Below are 26,093 nucleotides of genomic sequence, written 5' to 3' on the forward strand. Positions count from 1 at the left end.
GTTTGATTATAGTTAGCATAATTAATCTAAGATATTGATAGATTCACGTTCTATTAATTACCCGTTAGGAGAGAAGTAGCATGCGAGCAAGAGATTTATCAGTTTTAATAGCCGTCATAATGATTGTAGCCATGTTAATTATCCCTTTACCAACATGGTTGATAAGTTTTTTAATCATGGTCAATATTTCTCTTGCCTTATTAGTATTATTGACTTCAATGAATACACAGGAACCTTTGCAATTTTCTATTTTCCCTTCCTTACTGTTGCTCCTCACGTTATTTAGACTCGGCCTTAATATTTCTACGACTAGAGCAATCCTGACACACGGGGATGCCGGTGGAGTCGTTCATGTATTCGGTGACTTTGTAGTTGGCGGTCAAGTGATCGTTGGATTGGTCGTTTTCCTAATCTTAATCATTATTCAATTCATTGTCATTACAAAAGGGGCTGAACGTGTAGCAGAGGTGGCAGCCCGATTTACGCTTGATGCAATGCCAGGTAAACAAATGAGTATTGATGCCGATTTAAATGCCGGAATGATTTCTGAACAAGAGGCGAGAACCAGACGTGATAAGGTGTCGAGAGAAGCTGATTTTTTTGGTTCGATGGATGGTGCCAGCAAGTTTGTTAAAGGTGACGCCATAGCCAGTATTATTATTGTCTTAATCAACCTGATATTCGGAATGATTATCGGTGTTATGCAAATGGATTTATCATTTGGTGAGGCGGCTGTGAAATTTTCACTTTTATCTGTAGGGGACGGGATTGTCAGTCAGGTGCCAGCCTTACTGATCTCAACTGCGACAGGTATTATCGTGACGAGAGCAGCATCAGATGGCAATCTTGCTTCAGATATTACATCTCAGCTTTTTGCTTATCCACAAATGCTGTATATTGCTGCCGGAACTATTCTGTTATTAGGGCTTTTTACACCGATTAATAATTTTCTAACATTATTTATTTCTGGTCTATTGGCTTTGGGGGCTTATAAAGCTACATCTATTCAACAAAAAGAAAGCACTGTTTCTGAACTGGAACCAGATGATACCGCAGAAGCGGAAGAAATGAAAAGTCCGGAAAGCGTCATTAGTCTTCTCAGTATTGATCCGATTGAGTTTGAATTCGGTTATGGGTTAATTCCATTAGCGGATGCCAATCAGGGCGGAGACCTTTTGGACAGGGTGGTTATGATTCGCAGGCAGCTTGCTATTGAATTGGGTCTTGTTATACCCGTTGTAAGAATCAGAGATAATATTCAGCTTAAGCCTAATGAATATAGGCTGAAAATTAAAGGTGCTGAAATGGCCAGGGGTGAGCTTTTGTTAGATCACTATTTAGCGATGGCTCCAGGAATGGATGATGATTCTATTGAAGGAATTGATACGATAGAACCTTCCTTTGGGCTGCCGGCCAAGTGGATTACGGAAGAGACCAAGGAATATGCTGAAATGCTAGGCTATACCGTTGTGGATCCACCATCAGTTGTTTCCACACATATTACTGAAGTCATTAAAACAAATGCAGCTGATTTGATTGGGCGTCAGGAAACAAAACAATTAATTGAGCATCTCAGAGAGTCTGCACCAATTTTAATAGAAGAGGTTACGCCTAATCCTTTATCTGTAGGTGATATACAAAAAGTTCTGGCTAAATTATTGAGAGAAAAGGTCTCAATTAGGAACCTACCAGTTATTTTTGAAACCTTAGCTGATTTTGGAAGGATGACAAATGATACTGACATTTTAGCGGAATATGTTAGACAGGCACTTGCCCGTCAAATCACAAACCAATATGTAACGGGTGATAATTTAAAAGTGTTAACTCTTTCTGGAAGAGTTGAAAAAATCGTTGCCGACAGTGTTCAACAGACAGAACAAGGTAATTATCTATCGCTAGATCCGACTAACTCACAGAAAATCCTTGAATCAGTAGCAGGAAAGCTTGAGGAGCATGCCTTACTTGATCAGGCACCTGTATTGTTATGTTCACCAGCTGTAAGGATGTATGTGCGCCAGCTGACAGAGAGATATTTCCCGCAGCTTCCGGTACTATCATATAACGAATTGGAAGCAAATATAGAGGTACAAAGTGTAGGGGTGGTGAATGCTGAATGAATGTGAAGAAGTTTACAGGGATATCCATGCAAGAAGTGATGAGTAAAATACGGGCGGAATTTGGAAATGATGCCGTCATATTAAATTCAAAAGTAGTCAATAGCAATGGTATTCTTGGTCTATTTAAAAAGAAATCATTTGAAGTGATTGCCGCATTGGATACCGATTCAGTGGAAAGTAAAAAAACAACATTCACGAAGGTAAATAAAGATACGATTCCATCCATAAAAAAGGAATCAATTGAACAACCTGTTCAATTTTCCAATTCAACAAAAAAAGATATCGATAACCCATCTAATGAAATACTTAAAAAATTGCACGATATGAAACAAATGTTATCACTAGAATCCAAATACAATCACTTTCCAGATCCATTAAGAGAATTACACCATCAGCTTGTTGTAATGGAGTTGGATAAGCATATAATCGACAAACTGATGGAGTATCTATTGGGAAAATGGAGGAATAATCAAAGGTCTGCTGAAATGACTAAGGCGGACCTATCAGAGCTGGTCCATATCTACTTACTTGAACAATTAAAGAATTTTTCCGTTAATGGTGAGCAATTATTTAAGAGAAAATATATAAATATTGTAGGTCCGACTGGTGTTGGGAAAACCACTACAATTGCAAAAATTGCAGCTGAATATGTGATTAAGCATAATAAAAAAATTGCGTTCATCACTACGGACACCTATCGAATCGCAGCTATTGAACAATTGAAAACATATGCAGAGATATTGAGAGTACCAGTCGAAGTGGCGTATAACAGTGATGATTTTAAACAAGCTGCTGAGCGTTTTGCCCATTACGATCATGTATTTATAGATACAGCAGGCAGAAATTTTCGAAATCAGGAATTTGTTGAGGAACTTAAAGGGCTGATTGATTTTAATATCGATATGGAGACATATCTTGTCCTTTCCGCTACTTCCAAAGAGATTGATATGACAGCGATCTATAACCAGTTTTCCATAATACCCATTCACGGAGCTATTTTTACCAAATTAGATGAAACTGCCTATCATGGTTCCGTGGTGAATTTTATTCTTAAACATCATGTTCCAGTTATTTATATGACAAATGGACAAGATGTTCCCGATGATATTATTGCTGCCACCCCGGACAAAATTGTCAAAATGGTATGTGGAGGTCATTTATATGTATGACCAAGCGGAACTGCTTCGACAAAAGATACAATATAAAAAAGAAGAGCCATCTGCCAAAGTAATTGCAGTTGTAAGTGGAAAAGGCGGAGTCGGTAAATCCAATTTTTCATTAAATTTTTCAATTGGACTCTCTAAGCAAAATAAAAAAGTATTGATTATAGATATTGATGTAGAAATGGGAAATATCAATATCTTAATAGGCCAAACGGGCAGATATACAATAGCAAATCATTTTAATGAGGGGATCCCTCTAAGGATGGCTATTTCTGCTGGGCCTGAAGGAATCCATTATATTCCTGGGGGTACAGGTTTAACAAATTTTTTTAAAATGGATCAAAAACAATTTGCTCACTTTAGCCATCAATTTCAAAGCATTCTGGAAGAATATGATTTTATTATTTTGGATATGGGTGCGGGAATATCAGAACAATCCTTGCAATTTATCGTTTCTGCGAATGAATTGATTTATATTACAACACCAGAGCCAACGGCAATAACGGATGCTTATTCCATAATGAAATATCTTGTTAGCAGAACGGATGCACCGTTCTATCTTCTCTGTAACCGGGCTTCAAGCCGGAAAGAAGGCAATGAGGTCATTTTACGTTTAACGAGAGCTGCGCAACAGTTTTTACATAAAGAAATCTTGGCACTTGGGATTTTGCCAGATGATAAAACGGTACAAAAAGCAGTCATAAGACAAATTCCATTTATCCTCTTGAATTCTCGGGCTCCATCTAGTGAAGCACTAAACAAAATCATTGCTCAGTATATGGGAAGCGTGGATAAAGAGGGCAATTCACCTGCTTCGTTTATGAAAAAGATGAAGAATTTTCTTTTCGAAAGGCAGGCTTAAGATTTGGCTGCTATTAAAGTTCTAATCATTGAAGATTCACCTTTTATGAGAAAGTTGATAACTGAATTTTTACAAGAAGATGAACAAATTGAAGTGGTGGGCATTGCTAGAAATGGAGCAGATGGGCTTTTGAAAATGGAAAAGCTGAAACCTGATGTCATTACACTGGATATAGAAATGCCTGTAATGGACTGTATAACGACATTGCAGGTAATCATGGAAAAAAATCCAATGCCTGTGGTTATACTTTCCGGTACTAACAGATCGGGTGTAGATATGATTATGGAGAGCATGAAGCTTGGTGCAGTCAATTTTATCGAAAAGCCCTCTGGTTCATTTTCACAGGATTTACACAGAATTAAGAGTCTAATGATTCAGAAAGTGAAAGAGGCTGCCAAAGTAAATATGAGCGTGTTTGACCAAAATAATCGCCTGATGAATGTGCCGCCAATCGCTGAAATTTCACAGGAACTGAATCTGACTGAAAATGTCAAAGAAAAAAATACGGATGTTCCCTTGCAAAAAATTATTTGTATCGGAACCTCGACGGGAGGACCGCGAGCACTGTATACCGTATTGCCATTACTTAAAAAGATTACGGTACCTATTCTCATTGTACAGCATATGCCGGAAGGGTTTACAAAACACTTGGCTGAGAGACTAAATGAGTTGTCAGAAATAACTGTGAAGGAAGCTGAAGAGGGAGAAATTTTATGTAATGGAACAGCCTATATTGCACCTGGTGGATTTCATTTAAAAGCTTCAGTTCAAGCTGGTGTGCTGATTGCCAAATTGGATAAAACTAATTCCGTTAATGGCCACCGTCCATCGGTGGATGTCTTGTTTGATTCAGTTTCCGAACTGCCCCCTGTATACGAATGTGTAGCCGTTATTATGACAGGTATGGGATCAGATGGTACGAAGGGAATTATGAATTTAAGAAAGTTTAAAAAGTCCAGAATTATTGCTGAATCTGAAGAAACTTGTGTGGTCTATGGTATGCCAAAAGCGGCAATCGCTACGGGATTGGTGGATGAAATAATTCCTCTGGGTCATATAGCTGGAGTATTGAATGAAATTTGTAAGGGTGAGAGGTGAAGGTAAATGAGCTTGGATTTAGATCAATATTTAGAGGTTTTTATAGAAGAAAGCAAGGAACACTTACAAACTTGTAATGAACTATTATTGGAGCTCGAAAAAAATCCTGATGATGTCATGATTGTGCATGAAATTTTTAGGTCAGCCCATACATTAAAAGGAATGTCTGCGACAATGGGTTTTGATGATTTAGCACGATTAACTCATCAAATGGAAAATGTGTTGGATGAGATCCGAAATCAGCGAATAAAAGTTAATACCGACATTTTAGACATTGTATTTTTAGCTGTTGATGATTTGGAAGCAATGGTTTTATCGGTTGCAGATGGTGGAAACGGAAAAAGAGATGTCTCTTTAACAATAGAAAAATTAGAAAACATAGTAGCAGGTCAAATCGTTATGATAGGTTCTGCAGATAGAGAACATCCTGGTGCTCCGGTAGAAATGGAATCCCGTGCGGATATTTATGACGAATACGAATGGGCGGTCATGGAACAATCAATCGACCAAGGCTTTAAAGCTTACTCTGTTAAGGTGATTTTAAATGATGATTGTATCTTAAAAGCAGTCCGTGTTTTTATGGTTTATGAAATTTTTGCTGAACTGGGAGAAGTAATTAAGTCGGTTCCTCCCGTCGATGTTCTTGAGGAAGAAGATTTTGGGCAGGAGTTTACGGCAACGATCCTATCAAAACAATCTGCAATAGATATCGAACAGAGAATCTTAAAAGTATCAGAGCTTGAGTCTGTACGAGTTTCGCTGGTGCCGAATAAGACATCTAAGGATCAGGAATATAAAGCCACAAAGGATCTGGAAAATGCGAATCAGCTGCAGGTGCATTCAACAAAGCAGGTAAAGGGTAAGGAAGATGAAAAAGCTTCCTCTGTTAATACTGCAGTGGCTCATAGTAAGACGATACGGGTCAATATTGAGCGCCTTGACATATTAATGAATCTATTTGAAGAGTTAGTGATTGATCGCGGAAGACTCGAACAAATTTCGAAGGATTTAAAAGATGCAGAGCTGTTTGAAACAGTTGAACATATGACAAGAATTTCTGGTGATATGCAAACAATAATCCTAAATATGAGGATGGTACCAGTAGAAACAGTTTTTAATCGGTTTCCGCGTATGGTCAGGCAGCTTGCGCGTAATCTGAATAAACACATCCGTCTTGAAATTATTGGTGCGGAAACGGAGTTAGACCGGACTGTTATTGACGAAATTGGTGATCCTCTGCTGCATCTTTTACGAAACGCTTTGGATCATGGTATTGAAACACCGGAAGCTAGACGGGACAAGGGCAAGCCTGAAGAGGGTACAGTCATCCTGAAGGCTTATCATAGTGGCAACCACGTTTTTATAGAAATAGAAGATGATGGCGCTGGTATTAATACAGATGTGGTTGTAACAAAAGCAGTGGATAAAGGAATTATTACAGAAGAACAAGCTGAAATCATGACAGAACGTCAAAAAAACGAACTTCTTTTCGCTTCGGGTTTTTCCACAGCTAAGGAGATTTCTGATATATCAGGCCGGGGGGTTGGCTTAGATGTTGTGAAAAATACCATCGAATCTCTTGGTGGAAGTGTGTCTATTAATTCACGCCTAGGATATGGATCTATTTTTTCTGTGAAATTGCCACTTACCTTATCAATCATATCAGTCATGCTAGTTGAAGTTCAGGATGAAAAGTACGCAATTCCCTTATCTTCCATAATTGAAACGTATATCGTCCAAAGAGAAGAAGTATTAAGATCACATAATCAAGATGTCATTGACTTTAGAGGTAAGATTATCCCGCTCGTGTATCTGCATTCAATTCTTTCTATCCCTGTTTGTCGGGAGGAGGAAGACTTTTTGTTATTAGTAATTGTGCGTAATGGAGACAAGATGGCCGGGTTAGTTGTCAATTCATTCATTGGTCAGCAGGAAATCGTTTTAAAATCATTGGGTAATTACTTAAATTCTGTCTTCGCTGTTTCAGGAGCTACGATTCTCGGGGATGGTCAAGTTGCATTGATTATAGATTGCAATTCTCTTGTTAAGTAAGCAGGGCTGTAAGATAAGGAGGAGTTTATATGGCTGACAATGATAATAGACAGATGCAGAAAGTTATAGTCTTTGAGTTAGTGAATAAAGAATATGCAATACCTGTCGAGTATGTGCTGTCTATCGAAAAAGTATCAACTATTACAAGAGTTCCGGGTGTAGAACCCTTTGTGATGGGAGTAATTAATCTTAAAGGGACGATTACACCGATTATTGACCTTCGAATGCGGTTTGGCCTAGAGCAAAAAGAATATGATGAGTCTTCAAGGATTATCATTATTTCCTTTAATGAATTTGAAGTGGGATTGATTGTTGATTCAGCCAGGGATGTTTTAGAGTTTCCGGCTGATTTAATTGAACCGCAGCCTAAAGTTATCGGTATGCAGGAGATTGATTTTATAAATGGCGTTGTGAAGGTTGATAAACGTTTGTTGATATTAATCAAACTCGAACGAATTTTACAAGTACTTGGAACAACACAATCTATATAGGAAGAAGGCGGGCAGGACATGTCATATCTGGATTCCATAACACATCTCCAACTGGATACCTTAAAGGAAATTGGTAATATCGGTGCAGGTAATGCTGCGACTGCTTTATCTCTATTAGTGAACAAACCGGTTATGATGAGTGTCCCTTCCGTGAAAATTGCAACATTTGACGAAACAATGGAGCTTGCAGGAGGAGCGGATAATGTTGTAGCCAGTGTTTACATGAGAATAGAAGGTGACATCACCGGCAATATGTATTTTATCCTTTCTTTATCGCAGGCAACCAGATTTATTAACCAAATGACCGGTTCCAATCAATTTTCCTTTGATCATTCATTGGATGATGAAATTTCTTTATCTGCCCTGACAGAAATGGGCAATATTCTATCTGGCTCGTATTTATCTTCCTTGTCTGATTTTACTGGTATAAAAATATATCCTTCTGTTCCTGTGCTGGGGATTGATATGGTGGGAGCCTTGCTCGGGTATGGATTACTGGAATTTTCCCAAGTTGGCGATTATGCGATTATCATTGATACGGATTTTACCGAGTCTGATAGTAGGGAAGAAAAAGATGTAAATGGGCACTTTTTCTTACTGCCTGATCCTGAATCATTTGATACACTCTTTTCCACATTGGGAGTGAATATGGAATGAATCCTCGTCACGAACAGGAAATTATCCGCGTTGGAATTGCAGATATGAATTTTGCTTATAAGGGTTCCATTATTAGAACAGCCGGTCTTGGATCTTGTGTTGGTGTTGTCCTTTACTGCCCATCTCAACAGATAGCAGGAATGGTTCATGTTATGCTGCCGGATTCCTCACTTGCCAGAGGTAAAACATTTAATAAAGCAAAATATGCAGATACTGCAATACCAGAGCTTATTAAACAATTCAAGAATAAGGGAATAAAAAGTCAATTGCTCAAGGCAAAACTTGCAGGTGGAGCGCAAATGTTTCAATTCAGTTCAGGAAGTGATCTGATGAGAATCGGACCGCGAAATGTAGATGCTGTGAAAATTCAGCTTATGGAAAATCATATCCAGATAATTGCTGAAGATGTTGGCAGAAACAGTGGAAGAACAATTGAATTTAATCCGATTACAAGTATATTGCACATTCGTACGGTTAATCAGGGTTCCTGCTCTATTTAAGTTTTCATTCGGTAAAGAGCGAAATTAAGGGAAATTTGTCGGATGTATATCTGTTGTTTTTTGTTATAATTTAATTACCATAATAAACCAACTAAGGGGAGGGTCAAAATGTCTCAAGTGAATACCGGTGAAGAACAGACGTATTGGCATAAATGGCTTGAAGGCCGGGACGCGCAGGCTGGAGACATATTGGCAAAAAAATACTTGCCATTGGTCAGTTATCATGTACAACGAATTTCAGTGAACCTGCCTAAAAATGTGAATAGAGATGATATAAGAAGTTTAGCGAATATGGGTCTATTTGATGCTTTAGAAAAATTCGACCCATCCCGTGATTTAAAATTTGAGACCTATGCTTCCTTTCGAATTAGGGGAGCCATTATAGATGGATTGCGTAAAGAAGATTGGTTGCCAAGAAGTACGAGAGAAAAAGCAAAATTAATAGATTCGACTATAGAAGCGTTAGAGCAGAAGAATATGCGTAATATCACACCTGTTGAAATTGCCGAAGAATTAGGGATTACAGAGGATGAGGTTGTCAAAATCACGAATGAGAATTTCTTTTCCAATATTTTATCAATGGATGAACAGCCGCATGATACTCACTCGGAACAGGAAGCGCAATCGTATACAGTGAAAGACGAGCGCATGCTATCTCCTGAAGAAGCCCTTGTTAAAAAAGAATTGCTCAAAGAGATGGGAGACCTCATTCATAGGCTAAGTGAAAAAGAACAATTAGTGTTGGACTTATTTTATCGGCAGGAGCTGACTCTTACAGAGATCGGCTACATTTTGAAGCTATCGACTTCGAGAATTTCACAAATACATTCACGTGCACTATTTAAATTAAAAGAGTTATTAGCAAAAACAATCTACCGCTAAAGCTATTGGTTTGGGAGTGGAATAATGGATTTTCCATATAAACTAGAGGTTTCCCAAGATAAAATGAAGGCCTGGATTATACCTATAGGGAATCAGGCACAATCGGTTTCTGATAGACAAATAGATGAATGGCTTGTTTCTTTGCCGATTATCTTTGGCATAAAAAAGGAAACAAAAGTACATTTACTGAATACGGAGCAGGTTGTTTTTCCTTTATTGATTGCTGAAGGGAAATTACCGGAAAACGGACAGGATGGAGAATTAAAACTCGAATATACAAAGGGAATAGACACAGGGGAGCAACTGTTTAACTTCCGAAATGTAATGGATATCCCATCCATCTCTACAGGAGATAAAATTGCGGCTGCATCTCAACCAACTTATGGTCTATTTGGAATGGATATTTTCGGAAATGAAATCAAACCGAAACCAGGCAAAAGAGCCGTCTATAAATTGGGACCCAATGTCATTGAACATGAATCAAGCCTCTATTCAACGATTAACGGACAAATCAGTATAGTAGGTCATACTATACAGGTTAATCCTGTTTTTTATGTAAAAGGAGATTTGAGCCTGGAGGTAGGCAATATTGATTTTGTTGGAAATGTGTATATTGAGGGCAATATACCCGTCGGTTATACGATTTCGTGCGGTGGCGATTTAAAAGTTTTCGGTATGATTGAGGGATCAGACATTAATGTTGGCGGCTCGGTTATTGTCAAGGGCGGAATTACTGGGGAAAAGAATTGCAGTATTCGAACAGGCGGAGATCTATACGCCTTATACATAAACTATGCAAATGTAATATCAAGCGGTAATATCATTATTCAACATGCTATTCTCCATAGTTTTGTAACTTCCATGAAATCTGTAACCTGTAAAAAAGGACATCTAATAGGCGGAGTTTTAAGGGCTGGCAAGAGAGTGGAACTGATGGATGCAGGGAATTTACACTATACACGTACTGAAATACATATCGGAAATAATGATGCAATTGAAATGATTAAGCAGGATTTGGATTCTCGTTATCAAAAAATGCAAAAAACACTCTCGAAACTCTCGTATATAGCTGTGAAGCTTGAAGAAAAAACAAGGTTATCGAATGACAAAAAGGATGCTCTTTTGCTGGAAAAACAAAGGAAAACAAAAGATTTTTTAGTGGATGAAATGAAAAAACTTAAGCAAGAGAGATTAATGTTAGATTATGAGCTGCAAATCGATGAGGAATTAATTATTAACGGTGCATGCTACCCTAATCTTTATATAAAAATGGGTAAGTATAGCATGCCTCTGAATCAAAATTACCAGTCAGTGAGATTTACTGATAAGGGAAACGAGGTATCTGTTTATCCGCTCTAAAAGGGGGCAATGAATCATGAGTTTAAAAGCGATTGAATTGCAAGTTGCAATACCCAGAACGCAGGATGCAGGTAAAATCCAGGAGCTGTTGCAGAATCGTAGTCAACAACTGATTGAGCATGCTTCCGAACAGGAAAAAAAGAGTACAAGAGCAAAAAATGAAACAGTACTTAGGCAAGAAAAGAATAGCTCGGTTGATTGGAATAATCATTCCAAGGGCCGGCAGCAGGAAAAACGGCGGCAGAATGATGAATCTACTAAAAATCATTCTGCCTTTTCGCAAGCAGAAACCCAACCTTATAAGGGAAAGAGAATAGATTTTTCGGGATAAGAGGAGACAAAATGACATTTATACTCATAGTAAGCATCATGGTCAATATTGTGGCTGTTTTAGCAATTGTTATCCTTTATTTGAGGCAGAATCGTCTTATTCAATTCGAGAAGGAATGTAAAGAATATCAAAAAGAAGTTGAGGAACTAATCCATACGTTTATAATCGAAATGAAGGAAGAAAACGATGAAATTAAACAGTTGTTTGTGGGTGATACTGGTAAGATATCACGCACTGAAGGACCTCGAAAGCTATCTGATCAAGAAGAGAAAATAGATCACACTATGACAGGGTTACCAAATGGATATAGACAGCAGAGTGCACGGAATGCCTACGAAAATACGAGCCGGCAATCCGTTACGAATCATCTTAAGGAAGAAAAAACGGAATCAGATGTTATCGACCAAGATTTAGAACGAGTCCCTATATTGGCTGAGGCCCAGAATATGAAGAATCAAGGGAAAACAATTGAGGAAATTGCAAAAAAAATGGGCCGTGGCAAAACAGAAATTGACCTTTTATTTAAATTAAATCAAAAGTAAAGTAAAAAGACTTGATTGTATGCTGAGATTATGCTATATTATGACATGGTGTTAATACACACGCTTGAGGATTTGGACTGATCGTGCTGTAAACCTACAGTTTCAGCCTGAAAATGATTTGAGCGGAGGAAAAACAAAACATAGGAGGAACAAACATGTCTGTAATTTCAATGAAACAACTGCTTGAAGCAGGTGTACACTTCGGGCACCAAACTCGTCGTTGGAACCCAAAAATGAAAAAATATATTTTCACGGAGCGTAATGGTATCTACATTATTGACCTTCAAAAAACGGTTAAAAAAGTAGAAGAAGCTTATAACTTCGTAAGAGACTTGGCTGCTGATGGCGGTACTATGCTTTTCGTTGGTACTAAAAAGCAAGCTCAAGATTCTGTAAAAGAAGAAGCTGGCCGTGCTGGTATGTACTATGTTAACCAACGTTGGTTAGGTGGTACATTAACAAACTTCGTAACAATTCAAAAACGTATTGCACGTCTTAAAGAAATCGAAAAAATGGAAGAAAACGGAACATTTGAAGTTCTTCCTAAAAAAGAAGTTATTCAATTGAAAAAAGAACAAGAGCGTCTTGAAAAATTCTTAGGCGGTATCAAGGATATGAAACAAATCCCTGATGCATTGTTCATCATTGACCCACGTAAAGAGCGTATCGCTGTTGCGGAAGCTCATAAATTGAATATTCCAATCGTAGGTATCGTTGATACAAACTGTGATCCGGATGAAATCGATTATGTAATCCCTGCAAACGATGATGCAATCCGTGCTGTTAAATTGCTTACTGGTAAAATGGCTGATGCTATCCTTGAAGGTAAACAAGGTGAAGAAACAGCTCCAGTTGCAGAAGAAACAGTAGTTGAAGAAACTGTTGAAGCAGAAGAAGCAACTACAGTTGAAAATGCTTAATTGATTTTTTAAAGGTGATAAGAGGACAGTGCCTTTTATCACCTTTTTTTGAAATAAAATAGAGTGGTGTATACGGATTCGCACACTGCTACATACTGATTTTATCGGATGATATAAAGGAGGAAGACCAAATGGCTATTACTGCTCAAATGGTTAAAGAATTACGTGAAAAAACTGGTGCAGGTATGATGGACTGCAAAAAAGCACTACAAGAAACAAGCGGTGACATGGATAAAGCAATCGATTACCTTCGTGAAAAAGGTATTGCGAAAGCGGCTAAAAAAGGCGATCGTATTGCTGCTGAAGGTTTAACTTCTATCGTTGTTGAAGGCGATAAAGCAGTTATCCTTGAAGTAAATGCTGAAACAGATTTCGTTGCTAAAAATGAAGCATTCCAAACTCTTGTAAAAGAATTGGCTGCACATCTTTTAACAAATGAACCTGCAAATGTTGAGGAAGCTTTAACTCAAACAATGACTAACGGTGCAACTGTTGCTGACCACATCAATGCTGCTATTGCAAAAATTGGTGAGCGCATCACTCTTCGTCGTTTTGAAATCAAAACAAAACCTGAAAACGGAGCTTTCGGAGCTTACATCCACCAAGGCGGACGTATCAGCGTATTAACTATCGTTGAAGGTACAACTGAAGAAGCGGTTGCGAAAGATGTTTCTATGCACATCGCTGCTTTAAACCCTAAATACGTATCACGTGACCAAGTTACTGCTGAAGAAGTTGAACATGAGCGTCAAGTTCTAACACAACAAGCATTAAACGAAGGAAAACCTGAAAAAATCGTTGCGAAAATGGTTGAAGGCCGTCTAGGTAAATATTTTGAAGAAATTTGTGTACTGGATCAAACATTCGTTAAAAATCCAGATCAAAAAGTTGGTCAATTTGTACAAGCAAATGGCGCTACAATCGTTGAGTTCGTACGTTACGAAGTAGGAGAAGGTATCGAGAAGAAACAAGATAACTTCGCTGAAGAAGTAATGAGCCAAATTAAAAAAGACTAATCTAATTACATGTGTATAGCATAAAAATAGGGGACACGTTGTGTTCCCTATTTTTCAAGAATACATTTCCTTAAAATAAACAGAGTATTAGATGAGGATATCGACTATTAAAGCTTGTGATAGATCGATAACTAATGACGGTGGAGGTTACTATGAGCAGCGTAAAGTATAAAAGAGTTGTATTAAAGTTAAGTGGAGAGGCACTTGCCGGTGCTCAAGGATTTGGGATTGACCCAACCATAATTTTTTCAGTTGCTAAACAAGTGAAAGAAGTTGCGGAGCTTGGTGTAGAAGTCGCAGTAGTGGTTGGTGGCGGAAATATTTGGCGCGGTAAAACAGGCAGTGAACTTGGAATGGACCGTGCAACTGCCGATTATATGGGAATGCTTGCAACAGTCATGAATTCACTTGCGCTTCAGGATAGTTTGGAACAACAAGGGATTGAGACACGTGTCCAAACATCTATTGAAATGAGACAAGTAGCTGAGCCTTATATCCGTCGCAGAGCAATCCGCCATTTAGAGAAAACACGTGTGGTTATCTTTGCTGCAGGTACTGGAAATCCGTATTTCTCTACAGATACGACAGCAGCTTTACGGGCTGCCGAAATAGAAGCAGATGTCATTCTCATGGGTAAAAATAATGTTGATGGTGTATATAGTGCAGACCCTGTATTAGATAGCAGTGCCGTAAAATATGATGAACTTTCTTATCTTGATTTAATTAAGGATGGTTTATCTGTAATGGACTCCACAGCATCATCTTTATGTATGGATAATGACATTCCACTAATTGTCTTCTCAATAATGGAAGAAGGAAATATTAAACGTGCCGTTATGGGTGAAACTATAGGTACTATTGTTAGGGGGAAAGAATAATGGCAAAACAAGTTATAGACAATACGAAGGAAAAGATGAATAAAGGAATTCAGGCATTCTCCAGAGAATTAGCCTCTATCCGTGCAGGTCGTGCTAGTGCATCCCTTTTAGACAGATTGACTGTAAGTTATTATGGAGCACCTACACCTGTAAATCAGCTTGGGTCAATCAGCGTTCCGGAAGCTCGTATGCTGGTTATTACACCTTATGACAAAACCATTCTTGGTGATATTGAAAAGGCAATTCTGAAATCTGATCTTGGACTTAACCCAGTGAACGATGGTAATATTATTCGTTTAAGTGTTCCTGCACTAACTGAAGAACGTCGTCGTGACCTTGTTAAACAAGTGAAGAAGGAAGCTGAAGAAGCGAAAGTTGCGATTCGTAATGTACGCCGTGATGGTAATGATGACCTTAAAAAGCTTGAGAAAAACGGGGAAATTACAGAAGATGCACTTCGTGGATATTCTGATGACGTTCAAAAAATGACGGATGATCATATCGCGAAAATCGATGCTCTTGCTAAAGATAAAGAAAAGGAAATCATGGAAGTTTGATTTTTATATCATAAAGCCCCTTTTATCTAAAGGGGCTTTTTTGTTACACCTAGTATGTATTAGGTGACGAAATTATATAATAACAGAATCATACAGTGTGTCCAAAAAGGTTAACTGTTAGAAATCCATAAAGCTGCCAGGAAACAAACATACAAACAGAAATGTTTGTGACAATTAAATGTGGTATGATAGGTTATGGAATTTGTACTAAGGCTAGATGATCAAATATACATAAGCAGGGAAGATTAATTCCTTTTGGAGGAAATAACATGTTTGGATGGAAGATAGTTAAGAAAAAAGGGAAACAGTATTCTATACCAGAAAGAATAGAAAAGGTAAAACAAAATAAAATACCAGACCATATTGCCATTATTATGGATGGGAATGGCCGGTGGGCAAGAAAAAGAGCACTGCCAAGAGTAGCTGGACATCATGAGGGTATGAAGGTCGTGCGTAAAACGACTAAATTAGCTAATGAATTGGGAGTTAAGGTTTTAACGGTTTATGCCTTTTCAACTGAGAATTGGAAACGTCCAAAAGATGAAGTGGATTATTTGTTAAAATTACCCGAAGAATTTCTAGGAACGTTTTTGCCGGAATTAATGAAAGAAAACGTTAGGGTTCAAATTATGGGTGATCAAAAGAGACTGCCTTTGCATACTGTCAATGCAGTCACTACAGCATTAGATCAAACTAAAGATAATGATGGTCTAATTTTAAATTTCGCTCTTAATTATGGAAGCCGTGCAGAAATCCTCGAAGGTGTAAAAAAAGCCGCAGCTGATATGAAAGATGGTCGTTTGGAAGAAAGCGATTTGACAGAAGAACGATTCTCTGAGTATTTGATGACCAATCAGCTGATGGATCCGGATTTATTAATCAGAACGAGCGGCGAAATTCGACTGAGCAACTTTATGTTATGGCAATTAGCCTATACGGAGTTTTATTTTACAGATGTATTGTGGCCGGACTTCAATGACCATGAATTGCTCAATGCAATTGAAGAATTCCAGGGCAGATCGAGAAGATACGGCGGCGTATAATGAGGAAGGCAGGGGTTTTAGGATGAAACAAAGAATCATTACTGCGATAGTCGCAATTGCATTATTTTTACCGATATTAATTTATGGAAATATTCCGTTTCTTATTTTAATCTATGCGATGGCGACAATTGGATTATATGAACTACTTAAGATGAAGAAAATGCCGCTAATGACGATATCATCGTTACTATCGTTTTTATTAGTATGGGTTTTATTGATACCTGATCGTTACAGTAGTTTCTTTGATATGATTCAATACGATAAAATGGATATAGTTATTATCATTGCATTTTTGTTATTAGTGATTACGGTAATTTCTAAAAATGCTTTTACGTTTGATGATGCGGCTTTTCTATTGTTGTCTTCTCTATACATAGGTGTAGCTTTTTATTACTTTTTTGGGACAAGAGATGTTGAGAATGGCCTCTTAACGATACTTTTTGTATTAATTACGATTTGGGTTACTGATTCAGGTGCCTATTTTGTAGGGCGATCTTTAGGAAAACGAAAGCTTTGGCCGGAAATTAGCCCAAATAAAACAGTAGAAGGATTTCTTGGTGGAGTTGGAAGTGCATTAGTTGTTGCAATTCTGTTCTATTTTTTCTCTAATTTGGACTACAATATAAGTAAGCTGATTATAATGGCATTATTAATTTCGATTTTTGGGCAGTTAGGTGATCTTGTACAATCTGCATATAAAAGGCATTATGGTGTTAAGGATTCCGGTAATATCTTACCGGGACATGGAGGAATTTTGGACAGATTTGATAGTTTGATTTTTATTCTTCCCATATTGCACTTCTTCATTTTTTAAACGTAACTATACAATTGCTGGGGGAGGAGCTTTAGTTTGAAAAGGATCAATTTATTAGGGGCTACAGGGTCTATCGGTATGCAAACGATAGATATTGTACGCAATCATCCAGAGGAATTTAAATTAACAGCTGTTTCAGGCGGAAGAAATGTGGACGGAATTCGGGAAATCATTCAGGAATTCCAGCCCGAACTGATTTGTGTACAGCTAAAAGAAGATGCGGAAAGACTGAAGACGGAATATCCGGGCAGGAAAATTGTATACGGACATGAAGGCTTAATAGAGGCAGCTACTTATGTAAACGGAGATATTGTAGTGAATGCCGTAATGGGAAGCATTGGTCTAATTCCTACCATGCAGGCGATGGAAGCTGGTAAACAAATTGCCCTTGCTAATAAGGAAACATTGGTGACAGCCGGACATTTAGTTATGGAGGCTGCCAAGAGGTTTCAAACGCCTATACTGCCGGTTGACAGTGAGCATTCTGCTATATTCCAGGCATTACAGGGTGAAAAGGCTAAAAATATTGAACGCTTGATTATCACAGCATCTGGAGGAAGCTTCAGAGACCGAACAAGAGATGAGTTAAAGAATGTTACAGTTAAAGATGCACTCAATCATCCAAATTGGTCTATGGGCGCAAAAATAACAATAGATTCTGCCACAATGATGAATAAGGGACTTGAAGTGATTGAAGCCCATTGGCTGTTTAATTTGCCATATGAACAGATTGATGTCCTATTGCACCAGGAAAGCATTATCCATTCTATGGTGGAATTTCACGATTCAAGTGTGATGGCGCAGCTGGGGACCCCAGATATGCGTGTGCCTATCCAATATGCTCTTTCATATCCGGATCGGTTACCGCTTATCTCTTCAAAGAGACTTAATTTAGCAGAAGCGGCAACTTTACATTTTAAAAAGATGGACTTTGACCGCTATCCATGTTTACAATACGCTTATAATGCCGGAAGAATTGGCGGATCAATGCCGACTGTTTTAAATGCTGCCAATGAGGTGGCGGTCGAATTGTTCTTACAGGGCAAGATTCCATTCTTGGAAATTGAGGCACTGGTGGAAAAAGCTATGGAGCGTCATCAGCTAATCAAAAAACCTGAACTCGAGACTATTCAGGAAGTCGATCAGGAGACAAGAAGGTATATCGAGTCACTATATTAAAAGGGATGGTCGATTAAGTGGAAACAATATTAGCGTTTATACTTATTTTTGGAGGATTAGTGTTTTTTCATGAATTAGGCCACTTAATCTTTGCAAAAAGAGCTGGTATACTCTGTCGAGAGTTTGCCATCGGTTTTGGGCCGAAAATCTTTACAATAAAAAAGAATGAAACTGTCTATACCATTCGTTTACTTCCGCTTGGAGGCTTTGTACGGATGGCTGGTGAAGACGCAGAAACAGTTGAGTTGAAACCAGGCTACCGAATTGGGGTACTGTTTAACGAAAATCAGGAAATTAACAAAATCATTGTCACTAACAAGGATAAATATCCTGAAGCAAGAATTATTGAGGTGGAACAAGCAGATCTGGATCATCAGTTAATCATTCGTGGATATGAAGATGGAAATGATGAAGCTATCCAAACCTTTAAGGTTCATCCAAAAGCGGTAATGGTAGAAGATGGCCTTGAGCTTCAAATAGCACCATATGACCGCCAGTTTAATTCAAAAACATTACCGCAAAGAGCGATGGCAATCTTTGCCGGACCGATGATGAATTTTGTTTTAGCAGCTGTGTTATTCATGATTATTGGGATTGCCCAAGGTGTTGTGGTCGATGAGCCGAAACTTGGCAAACTGACAGAAGATGGACCTGCTATTAGCTCTGGACTTAAGGCAGGAGACATCGTACACTCCATTAATGGCGAAAAAGTTGATTCATGGAGTGATATTCAATCAACTATTCAAAAGAATGCCAATAATGAACTGACTTTTGAGGTTGAACGTGATGGCCAAAATAAGGAGATAAATGTCACACCTAAATTAGTGGATGATTCAGCCGGCAAACGGGGAATCATAGGGGTCTATGCTCCGACGGAAAAATCCTTTATCAAAGCGATCGGTTATGGATTTACGGAAACGTATTTATGGACTAAACAAATTTTCATTGTACTTGGTGATTTAATCACAGGAGGATTCTCCATAGATGCATTATCAGGTCCTGTGGGTATATATGTTTCCACAGAAGAGGTGGCAAAATCAGGTATTTTTTACTTGATAAAATGGGCAGGGGTCTTAAGTATTAACCTTGGGATTATGAATCTCTTGCCGTTGCCCGCGTTGGATGGAGGAAGGCTGTTATTCTTTGCAATTGAAGCAATTAGAGGGAAACCGGTTGATAAGCAAAAGGAAGGTATGTTCCATTTTATTGGATTTGCCTTATTGATGCTATTAATGATCGTCGTCACCTGGAATGATATACAGCGATTTTTCTTTTAAAATAGTCAGTAGCGGGGGCTAAACACGTGTTAAGCTCCTGCTATACATAAAGTAAAGTGATTAGGATAGAAAGGTGAATAGATATGAGACAAAGTATGACGATGATTCCAACATTAAGAGAGGTGCCATCAGACGCTGAAGTAAAAAGTCATCAATTATTGCTTCGTGCCGGATTTATGCGCCAAAATGCAAGTGGAATATATAGTTATCTTCCACTTGGTTTAAAAGTAATCCAAAATGTTGAAAAAATTATTCGAGAAGAGATGGAGCGCGCAGGAGCGGTAGAATTACTAATGCCGACACTGCAGCAGGCAGAGCTATGGCAGGAATCCGGCAGATGGTATTCCTATGGTCCTGAGTTAATGAGAATGCATGACCGCCATAATCGTGAATTTGCAATGGGACCAACCCATGAAGAAGTCATTACAAGCTTACTTCGTGATGAGGTGAAATCATACAAACGTTTACCTCTAACTCTTTATCAAATTCAAACAAAATTCCGCGATGAAAAGCGTCCTCGTTTCGGCTTGCTTCGCGGCCGTGAATTTATTATGAAGGATGCGTATTCTTTCCATTCCAGCCAGGAAAGCCTGGATGAAGTGTATGATCGTATCTTTACAGCCTATTCCAATATTTTCAGCCGTTGTGGTCTTGATTTCAGAGCGGTTATAGCAGATTCGGGAGCTATGGGCGGAAAAGATACACATGAATTTATGGTGCTTTCTGAAATAGGTGAGGACACAATCGCTTATTCGGATACATCTGACTTTGCAGCTAATATTGAAATGGCACCTGTTGTTAACACGGCTGTAAAAACAGGTGAAGAGCTTAAAGAACTGACTAAAGTATCAACACCTGATCAAAAAACAATCGAAGAAGTATCAAGATATTTAAATACAACTAATGATAAGTGTATTAAATCACTTCTTTGGAAAGTGGACGATCAGTTTGTGCTTGTATTGATCAGAGGAGATCATGAATTAAATGATATTAAACTAAAAAATATCTTTAATGCTACAATCGTTGAACCTGCAAGTCCGGAGGAGACACAGGATATACTGAATTGCAGCGTTGGTTCTATTGGACCAATTGGAGTGGACCTAAACCGCGTGACAATTATTGCTGATTTCGCTGTTGAAGTTTTGGAAAATGCGGTTTGTGGAGCTAATGAAGAAGGGGTACATTACATTAATGTAAATCCTGAGCGTGATTTTACTAATGTGAAATATGAAGATCTTCGTTTTATACAGGCTGGTGATGCTTCTCCAGATGGAAAAGGAACCATTCAGTTTGCTAAAGGAATAGAAGTGGGTCATGTATTTAAGTTAGGGACACGATACAGTGAAGCAATGAACGGTACGTACTTGGATGAAAATGGTCGCAGTCAGCCGATGATTATGGGTTGCTATGGAATTGGAGTATCCAGAACCGTTGCGGCGATTGCTGAGCAATTTAATGATGAAAAAGGTTTAATGTGGCCTGCTAATATAGCTCCATATCAAGTGCATCTTATTCCGGTTAATATGAAGGATGAAAATCAACGGAATCTAGGTGAGAAATTATATGACGAGCTTATGCAAGCTGGATATGATGTATTAATGGATGACCGAAATGAACGTGCCGGTGTTAAATTTGCTGATTCTGATTTAATTGGACTACCTGTTCGAGTCACAGTTGGTAAAAAAGCTGCCGAAGGAATCGTAGAAGTTAAAGTGAGACGAACAGGCGAAAGTTTTGAAGTGCCTGTTACTGATCTTGCTGGTCGATTAAACGAAATCCTGTAAAATATTAAAGTACAAGCTCTCCCTTTTGCAATGGGGAGAGCTTGTTTTTTACGTGCCGATTTTTTTTGATAAGTTGTTTTAAGGTTTGGATAATGCTTTTTACTCCCAACACCGGTCTTTAATAAGTATGGCTAAAGGTGTTTTCTGAATTGATAAAAGCATTAATCTTTGCAAGAAGGGATTTGAATAAAAAAGAGTTGTGTTATAATTACAAGACGGAAAAGGAGAATGACGTTTGGGAGAGATAGAAATGGAAGAGAATTCTCGTATTAAACAAGATAAATTCAGAACGTTGCTCCAGCAACTTCAGCTGACGGAAGATGCGGTTGTTGTGCATTTTTCTAATGCGGAAATCGATAAAGTAATCATTGAAAAAGTTGCCCGCAAATGGCATTTCTTTTTCAGATTTGAACATATAATTCCTTGCAGTATTTGGACCAGATTTACGACACAATTAATGCAGGTCTTTTCTCCAATAGCCACTGTCGGGTATTCGGTTGAGGTTAGGAATCCACTCATCACGAATGAATTGATTACGGATTATTGGAAAAACTGTATTAGCGAAATCGATGGAATTTCTCCGGCAATTCTGGAATTATTGCATGGACAAGCTCCAAAGGTTGAAGGGAATAAGCTGATTGTAACTGCTCGTAACGATGCAGAGGCCGGCCAGCTTAAACGGAAATATACCGGCTTAATTTCAGAAGTTTATCAGCGTTTTGGTTTTCCGCCATTGCAGCTCGATGCCATTGTAGATAAAGATGCATACAGTGAGGCAATGGAGACATTCAAAAAGCAAAAGCAAATAGAAGATGAAGAAAAAGCTCTGCAGGCAGTTCAGGATATGAAGAAGGCCGCAGAGGCTAAGGATGATGGCGGAGTACCTGAAGGCCCATTGGTTATCGGGTACAAAATCAAGCCGGATGCTGATTTTAAGACACTTGATGAGATAGTTGAAGAAGAACGTCGAATTGCCGTTGAAGGGTATGTCTTCGATGCTGAAACAAGAGAGTTAAAGAGCGGACGCACCTTATTAACCTTTAAAATTACGGATTATACAAATAGCATTCTTGTTAAAATGTTCTCACGCGACAGAGAAGACGCAAGCCAATTGGCACGTGTGAAAAAAGGTATGTGGGTACGTGTACAAGGAAGTGTACAAAATGATACATTCGTCCGTGACTTAGTAATGATTGCAAATGATATTAATGAAATAGCAGGTAAAAATCGTAAGGATACAGCACCCGAAGATGAAAAGCGTGTTGAATTACATTTGCATACACCAATGAGCCAAATGGACGCTGTTACACCTGTCTCTACACTAGTGTCCCAGGCAGCTAAGTGGGGACATAAAGCGATTGCTATAACAGATCATGCGGTCGCACAGTCATTCCCTGAGGCTTACGCTGCCGGAAAGAAAAATAATATTAAAATCTTATATGGCGTAGAAGTAAATTTAGTGGATGATGGCGTGCCGATTGCTTACAATACGGCAGATTTAAATTTGGAAGAAAGCACATATGTTGTATTTGACGTGGAAACAACAGGACTTTCTGCCATATATGACACCATTATCGAGCTTGCGGCAGTTAAGATGAAAAATGGTGAGATTATTGATCGCTTTGAGTCTTTTGCCAATCCACATCATAAATTATCATCTACAACCATTAATTTAACAGGGATTACCGATGACCTTGTAGAGAATGCTCCTGAAGTCGATGAAGTTTTGACGAAGTTCAGGGATTGGTCTGAGGATGCAATTTTTGTTGCGCATAACGCGAGCTTTGATATGGGCTTCTTGAATATGGGTTATAAAAAGCTTGGGTTTGGTAAAGCCACCAACCCGGTCATAGATACATTGGAGCTGGCTCGTTTCCTCTATCCGGATTTGAAAAATCACCGCCTGAATAATTTGGCGAAAAAATTTGATGTTGAGCTTGTTCAGCATCACCGTGCGATTTATGATGCTGAAACAACCGGTCATTTGTTAATGAAAATGTTAAAGGATGCCAATGAAAAAGGCATTACGAATCATAATCAATTAAATGACAATATGGGAAAAGGAAAGGCATTCCAGAGAGCGCGTCCGTATCATTGCACATTACTCGCGCAAACACAGGAAGGTTTAAAGAATTTATTTAAGCTTGTTTCCATTGCTCATATTGATTATTTTTACCGTGTCCCAAGGATTCCAAGATCCGTCCTTATGCAATATCGAGAAGGGATTTTGGTTGGATCCGGCTGTGATCGCGGCGAAGTATTTGAAAATATGATGCAAAAATCATTTGAAGAGGCAGAGGATGTCGCTGAATTCTATGATTATCTTGAGGTGCATCCAAAAGAAGTTTACGCTCCTCTTATCGAAATGGAACTGGTTCAAAGCGATAAGGCTCTTGAATCTATAATCGCCAATATTGTAAAGCTGGGAGAGAAATTAAACAAACCAGTTGTGGCGACAGGCAATGTTCATTACCTGAATCCAAATGATAAAATCTATCGAAAAATATTAATCAATTCACAAGGGGGAGCAAACCCTCTAAATCGCCACAGCTTGCCTGATGTACATTTCCGTACAACAGATGAGATGATGAATTGCTTCTCGTTCCTTGGGCAAGAAAAAGCAAAAGAAATTGTTGTAACAAACACCAATAAAATTGCCGATTTAATTGATGAAATCAAACCGATTAAAGATGATTTATATACACCGAAAATCGAGGGTGCTGAAGAGGATATTCGGGAAATGAGCTATACAAGAGCACGGATGATCTACGGTGAAAATTTGCCGGAGATCGTGGAAGCTCGTCTTGAAAAAGAATTGAAGAGTATCATTGGTCATGGATTTGCGGTTATTTACTTAATTTCGCATAAGCTGGTTAAGAAATCACTTGATGATGGATACTTGGTTGGATCCCGTGGTTCCGTAGGTTCATCCTTTGTGGCAACGATGACTGAAATAACGGAAGTGAATCCATTGCCTCCCCATTATGTATGTCCGAAGTGCAAGAAGTCTGAATTCTTTAATGATGGATCGGTCGGGTCAGGTTTTGACCTCCCAGATAAGGATTGTCCGGACTGCGCTGTAAGCTATGTGAAAGATGGACATGATATTCCGTTTGAAACATTCCTTGGCTTCAAGGGGGACAAAGTTCCAGATATTGACTTAAACTTCTCGGGTGAATATCAGCCGCAGGCTCATAATTACACAAAAGTCCTGTTTGGTGAAGATTATGTATATCGAGCAGGAACGATTGGTACGGTAGCTGAAAAAACGGCATATGGATATGTTAGAGGATATGCCCAGGAAAATAATCTTCATTTCCGTTCAGCAGAAACAGATCGTTTAGTAAGTGGATGTACAGGTGTTAAGCGTACAACCGGGCAGCATCCGGGCGGAATTATTGTAGTTCCTGATTATATGGATATTTATGATTTCTCGCCTATCCAGTTCCCGGCTGATGCGAGTGACTCTGAATGGAAAACGACTCACTTCGACTTCCATTCCATCCATGATAATATTTTGAAGCTTGATATTCTGGGTCATGATGATCCAACTGTAATCCGGATGCTACAGGATTTAAGCGGAATAGATCCAAAAACGATTCCTACAGACGATCCTGAAGTCATGAAGATTTTCAGTACACCGGAAGTACTTGGTGTTACTGCAGAACAAATCAATTGCAAAACAGGTACACTGGGTGTACCCGAATTTGGTACTCGTTTTGTAAGGCAAATGCTTGAGGATACTAAGCCAACCACTTTTGCAGAGCTTGTTCAAATATCCGGGCTCTCACACGGTACAGATGTGTGGCTGGGCAATGCACAGGAATTGATTCAGGATAATATTTGTAATCTAAGCCAGGTAATTGGCTGTCGTGATGATATTATGGTGTATTTAATTTATCAGGGTCTTGATCCATCACTTGCCTTCAAAATTATGGAGTCTGTCCGTAAGGGGAAAGGGCTCTCTGAGGAAATGGAAGAAGAAATGCTGAAGAACAATGTACCAGGATGGTATATTGGCTCATGTAAAAAGATTAAATATATGTTCCCGAAAGCCCATGCGGCAGCATATGTATTAATGGCTGTCCGAATTGCTTATTTTAAAGTGCACCATGCACTCCTGTACTACGCAGCTTATTTCACGGTTCGTGCAGATGATTTTGACCTTGATGCGATGGTGAAAGGATCAGAAATGATTCGTTCCCGCATTGATGAAATCAATCAAAAAGGTCTCGAAGCCTCTACTAAAGAGAAAAACTTGATGACTGTTCTTGAAATAGCACTTGAAATGTGTGAGCGAGGATATAGCTTCCAAAAAGTTGATTTATATCGATCCAGTGCAAATGAATTTATTATTGACGGAAATACTTTAATTCCACCGTTCAATTCAATCCCAGGACTTGGAACGAATGCGGCTTTCAATATTGTGAAAGCTAGAGAAAACGGCGAATTTTTATCTAAAGAAGATTTGCAGCAAAGAGGCAAAGTTTCCAAAACTATATTAGAATACTTGGATAATCACGGTTGCTTGGGCGATATGCCTGATCAAAACCAACTTTCTTTATTCTGAT

Annotated in this window: 22 protein-coding genes; all 22 read left to right on the plus strand. The window is 38.6% G+C overall.

Annotated features, from left to right (window positions below; genetic code table 11):
• Positions 1-80 precede the first annotated feature (80 nt).
• The 22 genes from flhA to FHY47_RS01930 all read left to right on the plus strand — a co-directional run bounded on the left by flhA (position 81) and on the right by FHY47_RS01930 (position 26,092).
• Positions 81-2,117: a flagellar biosynthesis protein FlhA gene (gene flhA / locus FHY47_RS01825; RefSeq protein WP_066100412.1), complete on the plus strand. Its 2,037-nt coding sequence runs from the start codon at positions 81-83 to the stop codon at positions 2,115-2,117.
• Positions 2,114-3,286: a flagellar biosynthesis GTPase FlhF gene (flhF, locus tag FHY47_RS01830; RefSeq protein ID WP_148629572.1), complete on the plus strand. Its 1,173-nt coding sequence runs from the start codon at positions 2,114-2,116 to the stop codon at positions 3,284-3,286. Before flhA ends, flhF begins: the two co-directional genes overlap by 4 nt.
• Positions 3,279-4,142 (plus strand): MinD/ParA family protein, encoded by an 864-nt coding sequence (locus FHY47_RS01835; RefSeq protein WP_187393411.1) that lies wholly within the window; start codon positions 3,279-3,281, stop codon positions 4,140-4,142. Before flhF ends, FHY47_RS01835 begins: the two co-directional genes overlap by 8 nt.
• A gap of 3 nt (positions 4,143-4,145) precedes the next feature.
• Positions 4,146-5,240 (plus strand): protein-glutamate methylesterase/protein-glutamine glutaminase, encoded by a 1,095-nt coding sequence (locus FHY47_RS01840; protein WP_148629574.1) that lies wholly within the window; start codon positions 4,146-4,148, stop codon positions 5,238-5,240.
• Between the two features lie 12 nt (positions 5,241-5,252).
• The gene (locus FHY47_RS01845; RefSeq protein ID WP_148630230.1) at positions 5,253-7,292 is read left to right on the plus strand and encodes a chemotaxis protein CheA; all 2,040 of its coding nucleotides are present in this window, start codon (positions 5,253-5,255) and stop codon (positions 7,290-7,292) included.
• A gap of 29 nt (positions 7,293-7,321) precedes the next feature.
• Positions 7,322-7,783, plus strand: coding sequence for a chemotaxis protein CheW (locus FHY47_RS01850; RefSeq protein WP_139891235.1), 462 nt, complete (start codon positions 7,322-7,324; stop codon positions 7,781-7,783).
• A gap of 18 nt (positions 7,784-7,801) precedes the next feature.
• Complete coding sequence (locus FHY47_RS01855; RefSeq protein WP_148629575.1) at positions 7,802-8,440, plus strand: chemotaxis protein CheC; 639 nt, start codon at positions 7,802-7,804, stop codon at positions 8,438-8,440.
• Positions 8,437-8,940 carry a chemotaxis protein CheD gene (locus FHY47_RS01860; RefSeq protein ID WP_148629576.1) on the plus strand — a complete coding sequence of 168 codons (504 nt, stop codon included), beginning with the start codon at positions 8,437-8,439 and terminating at the stop codon, positions 8,938-8,940. Before FHY47_RS01855 ends, FHY47_RS01860 begins: the two co-directional genes overlap by 4 nt.
• Before the next feature lie 108 nt (positions 8,941-9,048).
• A complete protein-coding gene (locus FHY47_RS01865) occupies positions 9,049-9,822 on the plus strand; it encodes a FliA/WhiG family RNA polymerase sigma factor (protein ID WP_139891233.1) in 774 nt (257 codons plus the stop codon).
• Positions 9,823-9,846: 24 nt separating this feature from the next.
• Entirely contained in the window at positions 9,847-11,181 is a 1,335-nt protein-coding gene (locus FHY47_RS01870; protein ID WP_148629577.1) for a flagellar assembly protein A, read from the plus strand.
• A 16-nt stretch (positions 11,182-11,197) separates the two neighbouring features.
• The gene (locus FHY47_RS01875; protein WP_066100375.1) at positions 11,198-11,512 is read left to right on the plus strand and encodes a hypothetical protein; all 315 of its coding nucleotides are present in this window, start codon (positions 11,198-11,200) and stop codon (positions 11,510-11,512) included.
• 11 nt (positions 11,513-11,523) lie between these two features.
• Complete coding sequence (locus FHY47_RS01880) at positions 11,524-12,054, plus strand: hypothetical protein (RefSeq protein WP_148629578.1); 531 nt, start codon at positions 11,524-11,526, stop codon at positions 12,052-12,054.
• A gap of 155 nt (positions 12,055-12,209) precedes the next feature.
• A complete protein-coding gene (rpsB, locus tag FHY47_RS01885) occupies positions 12,210-12,974 on the plus strand; it encodes a 30S ribosomal protein S2 (RefSeq protein WP_066100370.1) in 765 nt (254 codons plus the stop codon).
• Positions 12,975-13,105: 131 nt separating this feature from the next.
• A complete protein-coding gene (gene tsf, locus FHY47_RS01890; RefSeq protein ID WP_066100367.1) occupies positions 13,106-13,990 on the plus strand; it encodes a translation elongation factor Ts in 885 nt (294 codons plus the stop codon).
• Positions 13,991-14,142: 152 nt separating this feature from the next.
• The gene (pyrH, locus tag FHY47_RS01895) at positions 14,143-14,868 is read left to right on the plus strand and encodes a UMP kinase (protein WP_139891231.1); all 726 of its coding nucleotides are present in this window, start codon (positions 14,143-14,145) and stop codon (positions 14,866-14,868) included.
• On the plus strand, positions 14,868-15,425 hold the full coding sequence (frr, locus tag FHY47_RS01900; protein WP_148629579.1) for a ribosome recycling factor: 558 nt from the start codon (positions 14,868-14,870) through the stop codon (positions 15,423-15,425). The genes pyrH and frr overlap by 1 nt, the downstream gene beginning before the upstream one ends.
• Positions 15,426-15,694: 269 nt before the next feature.
• Positions 15,695-16,468 carry an undecaprenyl pyrophosphate synthase gene (locus FHY47_RS01905; protein ID WP_139891229.1) on the plus strand — a complete coding sequence of 258 codons (774 nt, stop codon included), beginning with the start codon at positions 15,695-15,697 and terminating at the stop codon, positions 16,466-16,468.
• Positions 16,469-16,490: 22 nt separating this feature from the next.
• Entirely contained in the window at positions 16,491-17,282 is a 792-nt protein-coding gene (locus FHY47_RS01910; RefSeq protein WP_139891228.1) for a phosphatidate cytidylyltransferase, read from the plus strand.
• A 36-nt stretch (positions 17,283-17,318) separates the two neighbouring features.
• Entirely contained in the window at positions 17,319-18,461 is a 1,143-nt protein-coding gene (gene dxr / locus FHY47_RS01915) for a 1-deoxy-D-xylulose-5-phosphate reductoisomerase (protein WP_148629580.1), read from the plus strand.
• A 17-nt stretch (positions 18,462-18,478) separates the two neighbouring features.
• Positions 18,479-19,738 (plus strand): RIP metalloprotease RseP, encoded by a 1,260-nt coding sequence (gene rseP, locus FHY47_RS01920; RefSeq protein WP_140461282.1) that lies wholly within the window; start codon positions 18,479-18,481, stop codon positions 19,736-19,738.
• Between the two features lie 83 nt (positions 19,739-19,821).
• Complete coding sequence (locus FHY47_RS01925; RefSeq protein WP_148629581.1) at positions 19,822-21,522, plus strand: proline--tRNA ligase; 1,701 nt, start codon at positions 19,822-19,824, stop codon at positions 21,520-21,522.
• A 250-nt stretch (positions 21,523-21,772) separates the two neighbouring features.
• Complete coding sequence (locus tag FHY47_RS01930) at positions 21,773-26,092, plus strand: PolC-type DNA polymerase III (protein WP_066102272.1); 4,320 nt, start codon at positions 21,773-21,775, stop codon at positions 26,090-26,092.
• Position 26,093: the final 1 nt, after the last annotated feature.

This window comes from Bacillus sp. E214 (assembly GCF_008087365.1).
In the GTDB taxonomy this organism is placed as follows: domain Bacteria; phylum Bacillota; class Bacilli; order Bacillales; family Pradoshiaceae; genus Pradoshia.